Below are 15849 nucleotides of genomic sequence, written 5' to 3' on the forward strand. Positions count from 1 at the left end.
ATTAAATCCTTAGTAAGGCATCAAGCTGATCAACCACTTCGGCCCAGTCAGAATCATCGCGAATGGCATCACGGAGAAAGCTTTTTTGCGAATCATTCCAGAATTCCGCTTCGGTCAGACAGAGACTGGCTTCCAATGGGGCATGCTCTTCAATAAAGCGGTCAATAGCCTCCTCCATGGAGGGCAGGCCCAGCTGATCAAACAAAGTAGGTAATGTGTGGGGAACAGTATCCATAACGACAACAACAGATCATGGCTTCCCTATAGTTATAGACCCCTCAGGGCCTGTTTCCACTAATTTGCCAGTGCTCCTCACCAAACGCCCAGTGACGATCAATGGTTTTGACCGCGACACCGTCTTTTTCCAGTTTCAGCAGGTGCGCCCAGAGCGAATAGCGGGCAATTCTATGTAACCGTGAATCCACGTCGTCGTAAACCGCTGGCAACAGCTTGTCGAGGCTGGCTTCGCCCAGCTCGGCCATCTTCTCCAGCACTTTTTGCTCCCGCTTCAGGCGGTGAGCGATAAGACTGTTAATGACCACATCCGGATGCTGCATCACATCCCCATGGCCAGGGGCGATGGCGGTAACCGGATATTCTTTCAACTTCTCCAGCGACTCAAGATAAGCCTTCATATCCCCGCTGGGCGGAATAATCACCACCGAGCCGCCACCGAAGATATGGTCGCCGGCAAACAACACGCCCTCTTCTTTCAGCAGATAGCAGACGTGATTCCCCACATGGCCCGGCGTGTAAATGGCCTGCAGGTTAAACCCCTGCGCAGCCAGAATTTCACCGTCTTCAATATTTTTGGCCACCTGAAAAGTCGTATCCTGATGACCATCATCCGGCATAACCAATCCGACCGGCTGTGCCCCCGTTGCTGCTATCAGCGCCTGAGTAGCTGGCGAATGATCCGGATGAGTATGAGTGACAACTACCCATTTTAACTTGCCATCACAAGCCGCCAGAATCGCTTCGATATGACTGTCGACAGCCGGGCCGGGGTCAATAACGGCAATCTCATCCGTCCCTACCAGATAAGTATTAGTGCCCGCCGAGGTCATCGGCCCGGGGTTGGGCGCAGTGATGCGGCGAACCAGAGGAGAGAGCTGAATGAGTGAGTGCATAGTCGGGATAAACAAATTGTTTGTGAATTTCAGAATAAACAAAAAAGGCAGCCGAAGCTGCCTTTCCCAGAACGCTGACAAACTCCCCTTTCCGTCATTGCGAGCGTAGCGACGCAAACCAGTGTCTTCCAACAAGCCCGAAGGCACTGGATTGCCGCGTCGTCCTGCGGACTCCTCGCAAAGACCGGAATTTTAGAGAATTAAAGCTCTACAAGCGGGCTTATATCGGCATCGTAATCAACACCTTCAAAGCCAAAGCCGAACAGCTTCAGGAAATCTTCCTGATAACCAGCGTAGTCAGACAGCTCACGCAGGTTTTCAGTGTTCACCTGAGCCCACAGCTCTTTCACCTTGTCCTGAATGGCGTCGTCCAACTCTTTCAAGTCCACACGCAGACGGCCGACTTCGTCGATATCGCGCTCACCAGTGGTGTAAAGCTGATTTGCAAAAAGGCTGTAGATCTGCTCGATAACACCCTCGTGACAACCCTGCTCTTTCATCACCTTGAACAGCAGGGAGATGTACAGCGGCATTACCGGAATCGCGGAGCTGGCTTGGGTAACAACGGCCTTGAGAACCGCAACACGAGACTCGCCACCAATTTTTTCCAGCTTTTCGTTAATCGCTTTAGAGGCGCGATCCAGATCTTCCTTCGCCTTACCGATAGTGGCCTTGCCGTAGATCGGCCAGGTCAGCTCTTTACCGATGTAGGTGTAGGCAACGGTCTTGCAGCCTTCCGCCAGAAGGCCAGCGTCGGCCAGGGCGTCCATCCACATTTCCCAGTCTTCACCGCCCATCACCTTAACGGTGTTGGCGATTTCTTCTTCAGTGGCTGGCTCAACGGTAACGTCGCTAACCACTTCAGTGTCAGTGTTCAGGCCTTTGGTGGTGTAGCTCTGGCCAACCGGCTTCAGGGTAGAGCTGTAGGTTTCGCCGGTGTTCGGGTCAGTACGACGCGGAGACGCCAGACTGTAAACCACCATATCAACCGGGCCCATTTCCGCTTTCAGCTTGGCAATGGTCTGCTCTTTCAGCTCGTTGGAGAACGCATCGCCATTCAGGCTTTCCGCGTACAAACCGGCAGCGCGTGCCGCATCCTGAAAGGCAACTGAGTTGTAGTAACCGGCAGACGCCGTGCGCTTTTCGGTCGGTGGCTTCTCAAAAAAGATACCCAGAGTGTCAGCACCACCGCCAAACGCGGCAGTAATGCGGGAAGCCAACCCGTAACCAGTAGAAGCACCGATCACCAGTACCTTCTTGGGAGCGCCCTCAACAGGACCCTGCTGCTTCACATACTCAATTTGCTCGCTCACGCTAGCTGCACAACCGGCCGGATGGGCATTGGTGCAGATAAAACCGCGAATCTTAGGCTTGATGATCATTCAAAATCTCCAGTTAGGCTCTCAGCGGTCACTTCACACCGCCACAAAGGCGGCAATAATACCCTGATTTGGCTTTGGAATCAGCTAGTTGGGGAGGGTTGGGGTTGTAGATGTGAATTAGTGATTTGAGTTGGTGCCATGTAGTGCCGCACTTTGGCCTTCCCGGTTAAGCCGCTCCTCATAACACCCACAAATCGTCGCGGCTTAACCGGGAAGGCCAAAGTACTGGTTCAGGAGCAAAGGGGGCAGAGTTATTAGATGGCACAAGTTACTCACAAAGGGCTCTGCCCTCTTTCTTTGTGTTAGATTCTCTTATTAATTACTAGGGCCTCAATATTCTCTTGATTAATATTTCCGGCAGCATCTTTTAATTCCTTCTCATACTCAAGATACTTGATTTCAACATACTTGAAGATCTGATCATTTGTTCTAAACCTTTCTCCGTCAGATGCAAGGTCACCGATTGTTCCGAGCACAATATCCAGATAGTCATGAATATTCTTTATCAAAACATTGATATATCTAGGAGTGTGGCCTGCGTGAACGATTTGGTTTCTCGTTCTATAAATTCTTCTAATTTGCCAATCCACCCTATCGGCATGAGCCTTTAAAATCCGTGATATTTTCTTTGGAGAGGAAAGGCTTGTTGCAAAATAGTGAGTTCTATTTCTAAGCAAATAAAAGTTACCCAAATCAGAGTAAAGGGACGACCTTGCATCCGCGCAATCTTCCAACAACAGCAACCTAATGAATTTCTGCCTATCATTATCTCCATCGATGCCATGAAGAGCGCGATTAAGTGCAGACCTGTTCCAGATCCTATAGTCCCGGACCAGCCTATCTGTGAGTGAGTAAATGTAATTTAATGATAAAAATGGTATGATTGAATCGATTACATTATTGATTTTCGCCTTGCTTCGGCCAAGCTTACTTGGAACTATTGTCTCGAGAGCCACCCATAGGTTTAACAACTGATTTTCAGGCGAATCACTCCTTAGCGCAAGAGAATGAAGCTCGGCAGCACGGATAAACCTCTGAAAACTAACGAATTGAAGATCAAATTCATTGATAAAACTATTTAGTTTAACTGCCGCCTCAGCCGTCTTCATATCCGAGCACATAAGCATGGGATTTTCGGCACTAGAAATTTTTCTAGGCCTCCCTGTATCAAGATTGATTAGGAGGGCGCTCTTCTCCCAAGTAGGAACTTCTTTGTGGTGAAAGAAATTCACAAGTGTACTAAGCCTTTCCACCCTGCTTTCAGCATGATCTCTAGCAGAAAATACATCTAAAGATTCTATATCGTTAACTACGAGAAAAGATTCATCATCACCAACACTAAAGTTTTTATCACGTGCATACCCTGCCGTTTCTTCATCAAGGATCTTGGTGATATCTATTTTGAAAGGCGCACACGAATCCTTAATCTCATCAAAAAGAGTTGACGCCCTGAGCACAGCGCGATATTGATATCTCTTTCCGGAAACCAAATCAAAGAATATTTTTAAATCTTCAACTTTCGTAATCCTATTCTCACCCCAATAGAAAAATCGTCTCACAGCAGGATACAGATACCTTGTACTGTATCCCAAGCTAATTAAAGTAGTAATATAACTTCTGGCAAGCGCTCTTATTCGATTCTTCTCTCCCGCAGCTGAAATAGCCTCCATGAGTAAAGACTCTGTTTTTTCTTTGTATTTAGACAACAATATCTGTGAGTGTAAAATTTCAACTATCGTTTTCTTTTCCGTTAAAGTTGTATTTTCTTTAACAAGTTTATTTTCTATTGTTATAACATCTATGTCGACAAGACCACTAGCCACCTCATCTTTTTTCAGATTTACTACCAGCTCTTCCAACACATAATTCAAGTTAGCAGAATCTATTACCTCTTGCTCAATATCTCCTATAAGCCCCCTAGCCTCCCCACATAAGGTGCTAGTATTCATGGCAGAAGGCTTATATGTGTCAAGACTATAGTCAAAAAGCAACTCTTCGAGTAGTTGGGCAAAAAACACCATTCCTTCTAGCTCTTCTGGCTTTTCCCAATTTCTAAGAGTTCTAAACTTCATATCCTATTTCCTTAGTGGCGCAAAGGGATCTAACAGCCTATTTAAGAGGAACAAGCCCTCATAACAATTATTATCAGGAATCCCGTTTTAGATATTATCGAGAATTCAGCCAGCCTATAAGCCAATGATTTTATTGAACTTTATCCACATAAAATATTTTCAATACAGATACACGGGAAATTAATTCTGGAATTTCCCTTGAGAGAGGAAGGAGAAATTATACTGCGTGTCGTTACAGCACAATTTGGAGAGGAGATCCAAATAGCCCAGTCACCATTCCTTCGATCTATCAATGAGCACTTGCTCACCAGGCACTTCAGTTGTTGAACAATAAAGGGATATCTTTGTGGGATCAAGACGTGGGTGGGTTTTAGTGGCACGCAGCACCCAAGAGGTCCTTCGCTGCGCTCAGGCTGACAAGATATATATCGACCTTGCCACCTGGCGACACATCGCTCATACAGAGCACCGTTCAAGATGGATCCCCGCCTGCGCGGGGATGACGGGGAGTGGGTAGCGGGTGATGTCGGAGAATAGGGAGCGGTGTTGACGGAAAGTGGGGCGCGGGAATGACGGATGGAGGTGGTTGCACGTCTGCGCGGGGATTACGGGAAATGGGTGACGGGGGATGACGGAGAATGGTTGGCATCCAAGTGAGCCCTTGCCTAACCGGAACAGGTTTGCCCGATTTGGGGTATATGAGGGCGGGCCTGTTGTGGTTGGGCAAGGGCGGGTTTTTGGCACCGATTGGCAGAATCGCCAGCGATAGTGAGTACCGTTCAAGATGGATCCCCGCCTGCGCGGGGATGACGGCAAGTGGGGCGCAGGGATGACGGAAAATGGTTGGCACCCAAGCGAGCCCTTGCACAACCGGAACAGGTTTGCCCGATTTGGGGTATATGAGGGCGGGCCTGTTGTGGTTGGGTAAGGGCGGGGTTTGTGCTCCTAATGGGTATCGAGCAAACATGACCCAAGAGGTCCTTCGCTGTGCTCAGGACGACACGTCCCCAAAAGCAAAAAGCCCGACCAATTGGCCGGGCTTTTTGTTTGAACAGCGATCAATAATCACAAAATCAGCTTGCGAAGATCGCCAATCAAATCCACCAGTGTGGTCAGGAAGCGACCGGCATCGCCGCCGTTGATAGCGCGGTGATCGTAGCTCAGGCACAGTGGCAGCATATTGCGTGGTACAAATTCCGAACCGTTCCAAACCGGTTTAATTTCAGCTTTGGAAATACCCAGAATACCTACTTCCGGCGTGTTCACAATCGGGGTAAAGCCTTTACCACCAATTGCGCCGAGGCTGGAAATGGTGAAACAACCACCCTGCATTTCTGCCGGAGTCAGTTTGCCATCGCGAGCCTTAACGGCCAGCTCCATCACCTCTTCGGTCAATTCCCAAATGCCCTTCTTGTCGACATTGCGAATAACCGGCACCACCAGTCCGCGCGGAGTATCTACCGCCATACCGATGTGAATGTATTTCTTCTGAACAATGTGCTCACCATCCGCGTGCAGCGAACGATTGAACGCAGGGTTCTTCTCGATCGCAGACGCTACAGCTTTCAGCAGGAACGGAACCGGCGTCAACTTGGTGCCGCGTTTTTCCGCTTCCGCTTTCATCGATTTACGGAAAGCTTCCAGCTCAGTAATGTCGGCATCGTCAAACTGGGTAACGTGAGGTACGTTCAACCAGCTGCGCTGCATATTGGCCGCAGTGACTTTGGCGATTTTCGACATCTTGACCAGTTCGATTTCACCAAACTGGCTGAAATCAATTTCCGGCACCTGAGGAATTGCAGCACCACCGGCAGATGCGCCACCAGTTTCCGCTTTCTGAACGGCAGATTTTACGTAGGCGTTAACATCTTCTTTCAGGATGCGACCTTTCGGGCCGGTTGCGGCAACCTTGGTCAGATCCACACCCAGCTCACGAGCCAGGTTGCGAACAGCCGGGCCAGCGTGAACACTGCCACTCGGCGCAGCAGTAACCGCTGCCGCCGGCTTGGCTTCCGCTTTCGGCACTTCCTGTTTAACAGGTGCAGGCGCTGCTTGTGGAGCCGCTTCTTCGCTGGACTCATCAGCAGACTCCTCAACTGAAGCAGAAGCCGCACCCTTAACGACGGCAATCAAGTCGCCAGTAGCAACCTTGTCACCCTCTTTAACTTTCAGCTCAACCACTTCGCCGCCAAATGGCGCCGGAACATCCATCGTGGCTTTGTCGGACTCCAGCACCATCAGGGTGTCGCCCTCTTCGATGGTGTCGCCAACAGAAACACTCAGTTCAATAACATCAACCTTACCGTCGCTGCCGATATCCGGCACGGTAACATCTTGTGCCTTGGCCTCGCCAGCCGGAGCAGCAGGCTTGCTTTCCTGCTTGCTCGCTTCTTCAGCAGCCGGCTCTACCGATGGAATTTCCAGTGAAGGATCATCGCTCGCCTGGGCAGACTCTTCCGACGCTTCGCCATCTTCCAGTTCCAGCTCGATAATGGCTGAACCTTCACCAACGGTGTCGCCCTCTTTTACCAGTATGGTGCGCACCACACCCGCTTTCGGGCTCGGCACATCCATAGTGGCTTTGTCGGACTCCAGCACCAGCAGAGATTGCTCAACGTCTACCTTATCGCCAACCGATACTGCGATCTCAATTACCTCAACGGAATCAGCACCACCGAGGTCGGGAACATTAATAATTTCTGTAGCCATGTTGTTACCCTTTTATTTACTGTTCGACACTACTTAGCAGTAGAGTGGGTTGGCTTTTTCCGGGTCGATGCCCAGATCTTTAATTGCTTTGCTCACCACAGAAGCTTCGATCTTCTTCTCGTCCGCCAGGGACTTCAGTGCAGCCACAACAACGTAGTTGCGGTCCACTTCGAAGAAGCGACGCAGCGCCTCACGGCTGTCACTGCGACCAAAGCCGTCGGTACCCAGCACCTTGTAAGTGCCCGGAATGTACGGACGCAGCTGCTCGGTGTAGTTCTTCATGTAATCGGTAGCGGCAATAACCGGACCTTTGCGGCCAGCCAGCTGCTGAGTGATGTACGGAACCTTGGCTTCGTCTTCCGGGTGCAGCATGTTCCAGCGGTCACAAGCCTGACCTTCGCGGGTCAGTTCGTTAACGCTGGTCAGGCTCCAGATATCGGAGTCGACTTTGTATTTCTGCTTCAGGATGGTAGCCGCTTCGCGCACCTCGTTGAGGATGGTACCGCCACCCATCAACTGAACCTTCAGCTTGCCTTTGCCGCCTTCCTGCAACAGGTAAGCACCTTTGATAATGCCCTCTTCGGCACCTTTCGGCATGGCCGGGTGAACGTAGTTTTCGTTCATGGTGGTGATGTAGTAGAAGCAGTTTTCCTTGTCTTCGTACATCTTCTTCAGGCCATCCTGAATGATTACCGCCAGCTCGAAGCTGAACGCCGGGTCGTAGGTGCGGCAGTTCGGAATGGTGTTAGCCAGTATGTGGCTGTGACCATCCTGGTGCTGCAAACCTTCACCGTTCAGGGTGGTACGACCGGCAGTGGCACCAATCAGGAAGCCGCGCGCCTGTGAGTCACCTGCCGCCCAGGCGAGGTCGCCGATGCGCTGGAAGCCGAACATGGAGTAGTACACGTAGAACGGTACCATCGGGCAGTCGTAGTTGCTGTAAGCGGTAGCCAGCGCAGTCCAGGCCGCCATTGCACCCGCTTCGTTGATGCCCTCTTCAAGGATCTGACCTTTTTTGTCTTCCTTGTAGTACATGATCTGGTCACGATCGTGCGGAACGTATTTCTGGCCGCTGGAGGAGTAAATACCCATCTGGCGGAACATGCCTTCCATACCAAAAGTACGGGCTTCGTCCGGAACGATCGGCACAATGCGCTTGCCCACTTCCTTGTCTTTTACAAGGTTGGACAGGATACGTACAAACGCCATCGTGGAAGAGATTTCGCGGTCGCCGGTGCTTTCCAGCTGCTTACTGAAGGCTTCCAGTGAAGGCGCTTTCAGTGCTTCAAAATCCGACTGACGGGCCGGTACCGGGCCACCCAGCTCTTCGCGGCGCTTGCGCAGGTAAGCCATCTCGGCGCTGTCTTCCGGTGGACGGTAGTAAGGCAGATTCGGCAGCTGTTCGTCGGTTACCGGAATCGCGAACTTGTCGCGGAATTTCTTCAGGCTCTCGATATCCAGCTTCTTAACAGAGTGAGTTACGTTGGCAGATTCGCCCGCTTCACCCATACCGTAACCTTTTACAGTCATCGCCAGGATAACAGTCGGCTGGCCTTTGTGAGCCGCCGCTTCAGCGTAAGCCGCATACACTTTGTACGGGTCGTGGCCGCCGCGGTTCAGGTTCATGATGTCCTGGTCGGAGAGGTCTTTAACCAGCTCCAGCAGCTCCGGGTATTTGCCGAAGAAGTGCTTACGAGTGTAGGCGCCGCCGTTGAACTTGTAGTTCTGCAGCTCGCCGTCACACACCTCGTCCATGCGCTTCTGCAACAGACCGGTTTTGTCTTTTTCCAACAGGGCATCCCAGTGGCGGCCCCAGATAACCTTGATGACGTTCCAGCCAGCACCGCGGAATACGCCTTCCAGTTCCTGAATGATTTTGCCGTTACCACGTACCGGTCCATCCAGACGCTGCAGGTTACAGTTGATTACAAAGGTCAGGTTTTCCAGCTTCTCGCGGCCAGCCAGGGAAATTGCACCCAGGGTTTCCGGTTCGTCACACTCACCGTCACCCAGGAACGCCCACACCTGACGATCACCGCGCTCAACAAGGCCACGAGCTGACAGGTAGCGCATGATATGCGCCTGGTAAATTGCCTGCAGAGGGCCAAGGCCCATGGAAACGGTCGGGAACTGCCAGTAGTCCGGCATCAACCAGGGGTGTGGGTAGGAAGACAGGCCTTTGCCGTCTACTTCCGAACGGAAGTTGTCCATCTGGTCTTCGCTCAGACGGCCTTCCAGGTAGGAACGCGCGTAAATACCCGGAGAGATGTGGCCCTGGAAGAAAATCAGGTCGTCCAGATGTCCGCTGTCGCGACCGCGGAAGAAGTAGTTAAAGCCCACATCATAAAGCGTGGCGGAAGATGCAAAGGAAGCGATGTGACCACCGATACCCTCTTCGCGCTGGTTGGCGCGCATTACCATAGCCAACGCATTCCAGCGAATCATGGAACGCAGTTTGCGCTCCATAAACAGATCACCGGGCATGCGCTTTTCTTTGGTAACAGGAATAGTGTTGCGGAAAGGTGTAGTTATCGCTTCCGGCATTTGAACACCGGTATCGTTGGCGCGATCCATTAATTGCTGGATAAGAAATGCCGCGCGCTCTTCCCCTTCATTTTTGATGACAGATTCGAGGGACTCCAGCCATTCCTGGGTTTCGATGGGATCAATATCATTCTGCATCTTATAGTCCACCTTTGGGTCGTTGGCTTCGGTAGGTAAATGCGCCATTCGGCAATCAAAAATTCCACCTGACCGATAAAGCACAGGCGCCCCCTGATGGGAAAGCGCCTGTAGTCATATTACAAAACGCCCGGATTTTACAAAAATTACATTGTAACGTCCAGTAAACGGCGCTTTCTTCAAGACCCCGAAATCAACTATAAGCAATTGTTTTTTATGTTATTTTTAAATCTCAACCCCTTGGATGCAAAAATTAATTTAGCTACATTTGTGAAATTTGACCTTGAGGTCACCAACTTTTGTTACATTATAACAAAGCCTGCAATTCTTCATCTTGGGCACAGCAAGGGATCTCTTATGCCGGTTTGCGGCCGCTTAAAATCCTTCGCTACTCTCAGGATGACAGGTTCTAGCTCTTGGCCTCTTCCTGTCGATCAGTTCGTGGCCATGCGTTGTAAACAGCCTTGACCAAAGTTGCCAGCGGAATGGCAAAGAACACCCCCCAGAAACCCCAAAAACTGCCAAAAACCAGCACTGCCAGGATAATGGCAACCGGGTGTAAATTGACCGCCTCTGAAAACAACAGCGGCACCAGTACATTACCGTCCAGCAGCTGAATCAGCGTGTAGACGCCCATCAACATAAAGAACTCGCCTCCCCACCCCCACTGGAAGTAGGCCACCATCGCTACTGGCACCGTTACCAGGGCGGCACCAATATACGGGATCACAACAGAAAGTCCGACCATCAACCCCAGCAACGCCGCGTAATTCACCCCCAGTATTAAAAAGGCAACATAGGTGACCACACCGACAATAACGATCTCCGTTGTTTTGCCTCGAACATAGTTGGAAATCTGATCGTTCATTTCTGCCCAGATACGACGCATAACCGGTCGCTGTTCCGGCAACATCTCACCAACCATTCGGTGCAATTGATCGCGATCCTTTAAAAGGAAGAACACCATCAGTGGAACCATCACCAGGTAAACAACCACCGCCATAAGATTTGGAACCTTGCCCAGCGAGGACTTCAACAGGTCTTCTGCGCCGTGAGCAATTTGCGCCGACGCATAATTCATGAAAGTTGAAATTTGCTGTTCAGAGATCAACTGGGGGTACTTTTCCGGCAGCGCCTGCAGAGCCGTTTGCCACTGAGTCACCATGCCCGGTACCTCACCCAGCAGATTGGTACCCTGCCTGATAACCAGCGGGACCAGAAAGAACAGCACTGCCATCAGCAGGCCGATAAAAAAGGTAAAAACGGTAACAACCGAAATTAACCGTGGAATATGAAATCGGTGAAGTCCGTCAACCGCTCCCTGCAACAAAAAAGCAATAATGATTGCCGTCACCAATGGCGCCAATACCTGCCCCATTGTGAGCACCATAACCAGCGCAGCAATCAGCATTAAGGCCAGTAGCACAGCTTCCTTGTCGCCAAAATAGCGATTAATCCAGTTATCAAACACCTGCTTCATGAAATTGTCTCTGTTATTACTTGAACAGTTGGTTACTGTCGTTGTCGAACTCATGGTCGATTTGAGTAATACTGATAACCACTCATCAACCAGTATCAAGAGTAGCTAACTGGGCATTTTTAAGATAGTTTCTTGTCAAATAACTGATAACTCTGACATGAAGGACACCGGCTTCGTGAAATTATTCACCCTCAAACACCTACTGGCAGCATCTCTGATCGGGGCCTTGTCACTTATTCCCCTATCAAGTTCCGCTGACGACATTAAACTGCCAGAGCTGAGCGACTCCACTTCCGGAATTGTCTCTCCCGAGAAGGAGTATGTGCTGGGCCGAACCTGGTTAAAGGCCTTTCGCAGCCAGACCAAGGAATACTTTGACCCAATCGTTCAGCAGTATGTGGAAAACCTGATAAATCACATCGCCCGCTACAGTGAGCTGAACGACAAACGCCTTGAAATCACCATGGTAGATAACCCCACCATGAATGCCTTTGCAGTCCCTGGTGGGGTTGTCGGTGTACATACCGGACTTTTCGGCCACGCTGAAAATGAGCACCAGATTGCCTCGGTATTTGCCCACGAGCTGGCTCACCTCAGCCAACGGCACTTTGCCAGACGCATGGCTGAACAGAAAAAATCCACCATTACCACCATGGCCGGATTGCTGGCAGGCCTGGTTTTGGCCGCTACCGCTGACGGTGATGCCGGTATTGCAGCACTGACTGCCTCCCAGGCATTGGCTATGGATCAGCAATTACGCTATAGCCGCCAGAATGAGCAGGAAGCAGATCGCATTGGTATTGAAACCCTTTATAAAGCCGGTATGGATCCCGCTGCAGCACCCGCGATGTTTGAACGTATGCTGCGTGCAGGACGCTTCAGTGGCTCACGCCTGCCTGAATTCCTGCGCACCCACCCCTTAACTGAAAAACGAGTTGCTGATGCGCGCAACCGCCTTGAGAAATACCCGGTAAAGTCTTACAGCGACAATATCGATTACCACCTGAATAAAGCTCGCATCCGCCTTCATATGGATAAAAACCCGCAAAAGAGCATTATCTTCTTCCGCAGTGAGTTAGATGGACATTCAATCTCAGAAGAAGCCGCTCGTTACGGTTTGATGATTGCCCTGATGCAAGCCGGCCAATACAGTGAAGCCGAAAAAGAGTTGGCAGTGCTGAAAAAGCAGTCCAACCACCTTTACTACTCCCTTGCCGAGATTGAGCTGGAACGAGCAAAAGGTAATTTCGAACTTGCCGAACAGCTCAATCACCAGAAACTGCTGTTCCACCCCAATGACTACCCATTGCAAATGGCCCTGGCAGAAACCTTTTTGAAAGCCAAGCGCTACGGTGACTCAGACAAGGTATTAACTGCGGTATCCCGTCAACGCCCTACTGATCCATACGTCTGGTATGAACTGGCCGAAGTGCGTGGACTAGCCGGTAACATTGCCGGGGTGCATACAGCCCGAGCTGAGTACTTTATCCTGGTTGGAGCGTTTAGCATGGCCCGCGACCATCTTGATCAGGCCCTTAAGCTGACCCAGCACGACTTCAAGCAAACTTCTATTATTCGTCAACGGATGATTGAACTTGCCGAACTGGAAGAACAGATCGAGAAGCTTTAAGACCTGCTCGTGCAAACAAAAAGGCAGTTGAATATTTCAACTGCCTTTTTTATGCCTGTCGATCCTAAATCTGGATTCCCAGTTTATTCGAAGCCAACCTGATGAGCTCCTTATCCAGAGGCGGCGGCTCGATATCCACCCCTTCGCTCAAGACCTGATTAATCACTTTGATTACCTCAATCCATGCATACCATTTGTGATTTGCCGGTATCAGGTGCCAGGGTGCTCGCTTGGTGCCAGTTAATCCCAGCATGTCGTTGATAGCTACCTCGTACTCTTTCCAATTGAGGTGATTACGAATATCAGCCTCACTGAATTTCCATTGCTTGGCCGGGTTATTGAGCCGCTCTTTAAAACGCTCAATCTGGGTATCTCGATCAATATGAAGAAATAACTTTACGATCCTGACCCCATCATCCATCAACAGCCGTTCAAACTCATTGATCTCCTGATAGGCACGCTGCCACTCGTGCTTACCAGTGAGTCCTTCCACCCTTTCCACCAGAACCCGTCCATACCAGGATCGATCAAAGATGGCGATCATCCCCGGATTCGGTAAACGATTAAAAAAGCGATAAAGATAATGAATGCCCTGCTCCAATCCCGAGGGCGGGCCGATTGGGTGAACCTGATGCCCCCTTGGATCAAGCCTCTCGGTCAAGCGCCGGATTGAACCACCTTTACCGCTGGCATCCCACCCCTCAAAAATAATTACTGCGCGACGCTTTTGACGATAGAAGGCTTGCTGCACATTGAGCATTGTTTTCTGTTCGGCAAGCAGTGCCTGATGAAATTCTTCTTCACTGCCTTCGAATCGAGTATTCAGGTTCACAGAATCTAACTGCAGCGGCGGATTCAGCAATTCAATTTTGTCAGGTTTATGCATTGGACAGACCTAATTTTATTTACTGCTAAAAATTATAGTGCCCTAAAACGAATAAGGGCCTGCACAATGGCAGACCCTTTATTACTAACGATGATTATTGAATCAATCAGAGATTGCGATTTTTAAAATCGAGCATTCTCTCCAGTGGCTGCATCGCGCGTTTACCCAGCTCAGCATCCACGAACACTTCGTTAGTGCCATTCTCCAGGGCATCCATCATGTTTTTCAGGTGATTCATTCCCATCCACGGACAGTTTGCGCAACTGCGGCAAGTAGCACCATGACCTGCAGTAGGAGCAATAATCAGTTCTTTATCAGGTGCCTCCTGTTGCATCTTGTAAAAGATGCCTTCATCCGTGGCAACGATGCACTGCTTATTTGGCAGGTTTTTGGCTGCGGCAATAAGCTGGGAGGTGGAGCCTACGGCGTCGGCAATCTGGACCACATTATCCGGGGATTCCGGGTGAACCAGAATAGCCGCTTCCGGGTAGATCTTTTTCAGGTCCAGCAGGCCTTTGGCCTTGAACTCTTCGTGGACGATACAACTGCCGTCCCACAACAGCATGTCAGCACCGGTTTTCTTCTGAACATAGCTGCCCAGATGCTTGTCCGGTGCCCAGAGAATTTTTTCCCCTTCGCTGTCCAGATAGTCAATCACATCGAGAGCAATACTGGAGGTTACTACCCAGTCTGCCCGAGCTTTTACCGCCGCTGAAGTATTGGCATACACAACAACAGTGCGGTCCGGGTGCTGATCACAAAACTCGGCAAATTCATCCGCGGGGCAACCGATATCCAGTGAACAGGTTGCCTCCAGGGTCGGCATCAGTACCCGCTTCTCCGGAGTCAGGATCTTCGCGGTTTCACCCATAAACTTCACCCCGGCAACGATCAGGGTCGACGCCGGGTGCTGACTGCCAAAACGCGCCATTTCCAGTGAGTCGGAGACAATACCACCCGTCTCTTCCGCCAGCGCCTGAATCACCGGATCGGTGTAGTAGTGCGCGACGATAACTGCATCCTTCTCTTTCAACAGCTCCTTGATGCGCTCCTTGTACACAGCCTCCTCTTCCGGGGTGTACTTGGGGCCATCATGCAGGTGCTCAAGATATTCCTGAACAACAGCGCGATGTTCGGTATGTTCGGCGACTTTCAATTTTTCGGATTGGCTCATGACGACTGCTTTTGATGAATTTACGGCTCGATTTTACCACATTGAAGTGGCTGGGGTTTGGTTGCAAGGTGAGTAGTCACTGTAAAGAGAAAGCCAAATATATAATTCCTCAGCCAGCCATTGCTAGTCTGGAATAGGTTGGCCCGATTTGTGGGTATTATGAGGGCTGGCCTATTCCAGACTAGCAATGGCAGAATCAAGCGCCATTAGTGTCACAATCACCCCTGCCGAACTTCGTAATTGACCACAGGATTGACTCGCGCCGTCCGTAGGGCAACCTTTTTGTATTGGTGAGTCGTATAGGATTAATGCTTGCGCCCTAAGGGCCGCAACCACCCCTGCGGGGCTTCGCCGCTACGCGGCTCGTCTCAAAATGCTGTCGCATTTTGTCGAACCTGGTAGATTCTCATCTACTATACGACCCACCATATACGCAAAAAGGCCGCTCGTTTGAGCGGCCTTTTTGCGTATATGGTGGGTCGTATAGGATTCGAACCTATGACCAATTGGTTAAAAGCCAACTGCTCTACCAACTGAGCTAACGACCCTCTGCGAGATAAACCTTTTAAAAATCAAGGGTTTATCGAAGACCAAGCGACTTAGTAGCCTTTCGGTTTTTCCCTCCAAGTGTCCCTTTTTGATGCCCAAGAGGACACTTTTCGGACACTTATGCAGGGACCCAATTGGTCTAGAGGCGCGCACTA

Annotated in this window: 10 protein-coding genes and 1 tRNA gene; 1 reads left to right on the top strand and 10 read right to left on the bottom strand. The window is 50.4% G+C overall.

Annotation, left to right across the window (positions count from 1 at the left end; translation table 11 throughout):
• Position 1: 1 nt before the first annotated feature.
• The 7 genes from QP938_08570 to QP938_08600 form a co-directional block, all read right to left on the bottom strand.
• Positions 2-235, bottom strand: coding sequence for a DUF2789 domain-containing protein (locus QP938_08570; protein ID WIO73355.1), 234 nt, complete (start codon positions 233-235; stop codon positions 2-4).
• A 43-nt stretch (positions 236-278) separates the two neighbouring features.
• Positions 279-1130 carry an MBL fold metallo-hydrolase gene (locus QP938_08575; GenBank protein ID WIO73356.1) on the bottom strand — a complete coding sequence of 284 codons (852 nt, stop codon included), beginning with the start codon at positions 1128-1130 and terminating at the stop codon, positions 279-281.
• A gap of 200 nt (positions 1131-1330) precedes the next feature.
• Complete coding sequence (locus QP938_08580; GenBank protein WIO73357.1) at positions 1331-2512, bottom strand: trans-2-enoyl-CoA reductase family protein; 1182 nt, start codon at positions 2510-2512, stop codon at positions 1331-1333.
• A gap of 302 nt (positions 2513-2814) precedes the next feature.
• A complete protein-coding gene (locus QP938_08585; protein ID WIO73358.1) occupies positions 2815-4584 on the bottom strand; it encodes a HEPN domain-containing protein in 1770 nt (589 codons plus the stop codon).
• 1065 nt (positions 4585-5649) lie between these two features.
• Positions 5650-7293, bottom strand: a complete 1644-nt coding sequence (aceF, locus tag QP938_08590) for a dihydrolipoyllysine-residue acetyltransferase (protein WIO73359.1) — start codon at positions 7291-7293, stop codon at positions 5650-5652.
• Positions 7294-7326: 33 nt separating this feature from the next.
• On the bottom strand, positions 7327-9975 hold the full coding sequence (gene aceE, locus QP938_08595) for a pyruvate dehydrogenase (acetyl-transferring), homodimeric type (GenBank protein ID WIO75645.1): 2649 nt from the start codon (positions 9973-9975) through the stop codon (positions 7327-7329).
• A 409-nt stretch (positions 9976-10384) separates the two neighbouring features.
• Complete coding sequence (locus tag QP938_08600; protein ID WIO73360.1) at positions 10385-11455, bottom strand: AI-2E family transporter; 1071 nt, start codon at positions 11453-11455, stop codon at positions 10385-10387.
• 175 nt (positions 11456-11630) lie between these two features.
• Here QP938_08600 and QP938_08605 point away from each other — a divergent pair, with 175 nt between their 5' ends.
• Positions 11631-13085: a M48 family metalloprotease gene (locus QP938_08605; GenBank protein ID WIO73361.1), complete on the top strand. Its 1455-nt coding sequence runs from the start codon at positions 11631-11633 to the stop codon at positions 13083-13085.
• Between the two features lie 64 nt (positions 13086-13149).
• Here QP938_08605 and QP938_08610 read toward each other — a convergent pair whose 3' ends face one another.
• The 3 genes from QP938_08610 to QP938_08620 form a co-directional block, all read right to left on the bottom strand.
• On the bottom strand, positions 13150-13971 hold the full coding sequence (locus tag QP938_08610; GenBank protein WIO73362.1) for a polyphosphate kinase: 822 nt from the start codon (positions 13969-13971) through the stop codon (positions 13150-13152).
• A 106-nt stretch (positions 13972-14077) separates the two neighbouring features.
• The gene (gene nadA, locus QP938_08615) at positions 14078-15145 is read right to left on the bottom strand and encodes a quinolinate synthase NadA (protein ID WIO73363.1); all 1068 of its coding nucleotides are present in this window, start codon (positions 15143-15145) and stop codon (positions 14078-14080) included.
• Between the two features lie 472 nt (positions 15146-15617).
• A tRNA-Lys gene (locus tag QP938_08620) sits at positions 15618-15693 on the bottom strand.
• Positions 15694-15849: the final 156 nt, after the last annotated feature.

Source organism: Porticoccaceae bacterium LTM1 (assembly GCA_030252795.1).
Lineage (GTDB): Bacteria > Pseudomonadota > Gammaproteobacteria > Pseudomonadales > Porticoccaceae > SCSIO-12696.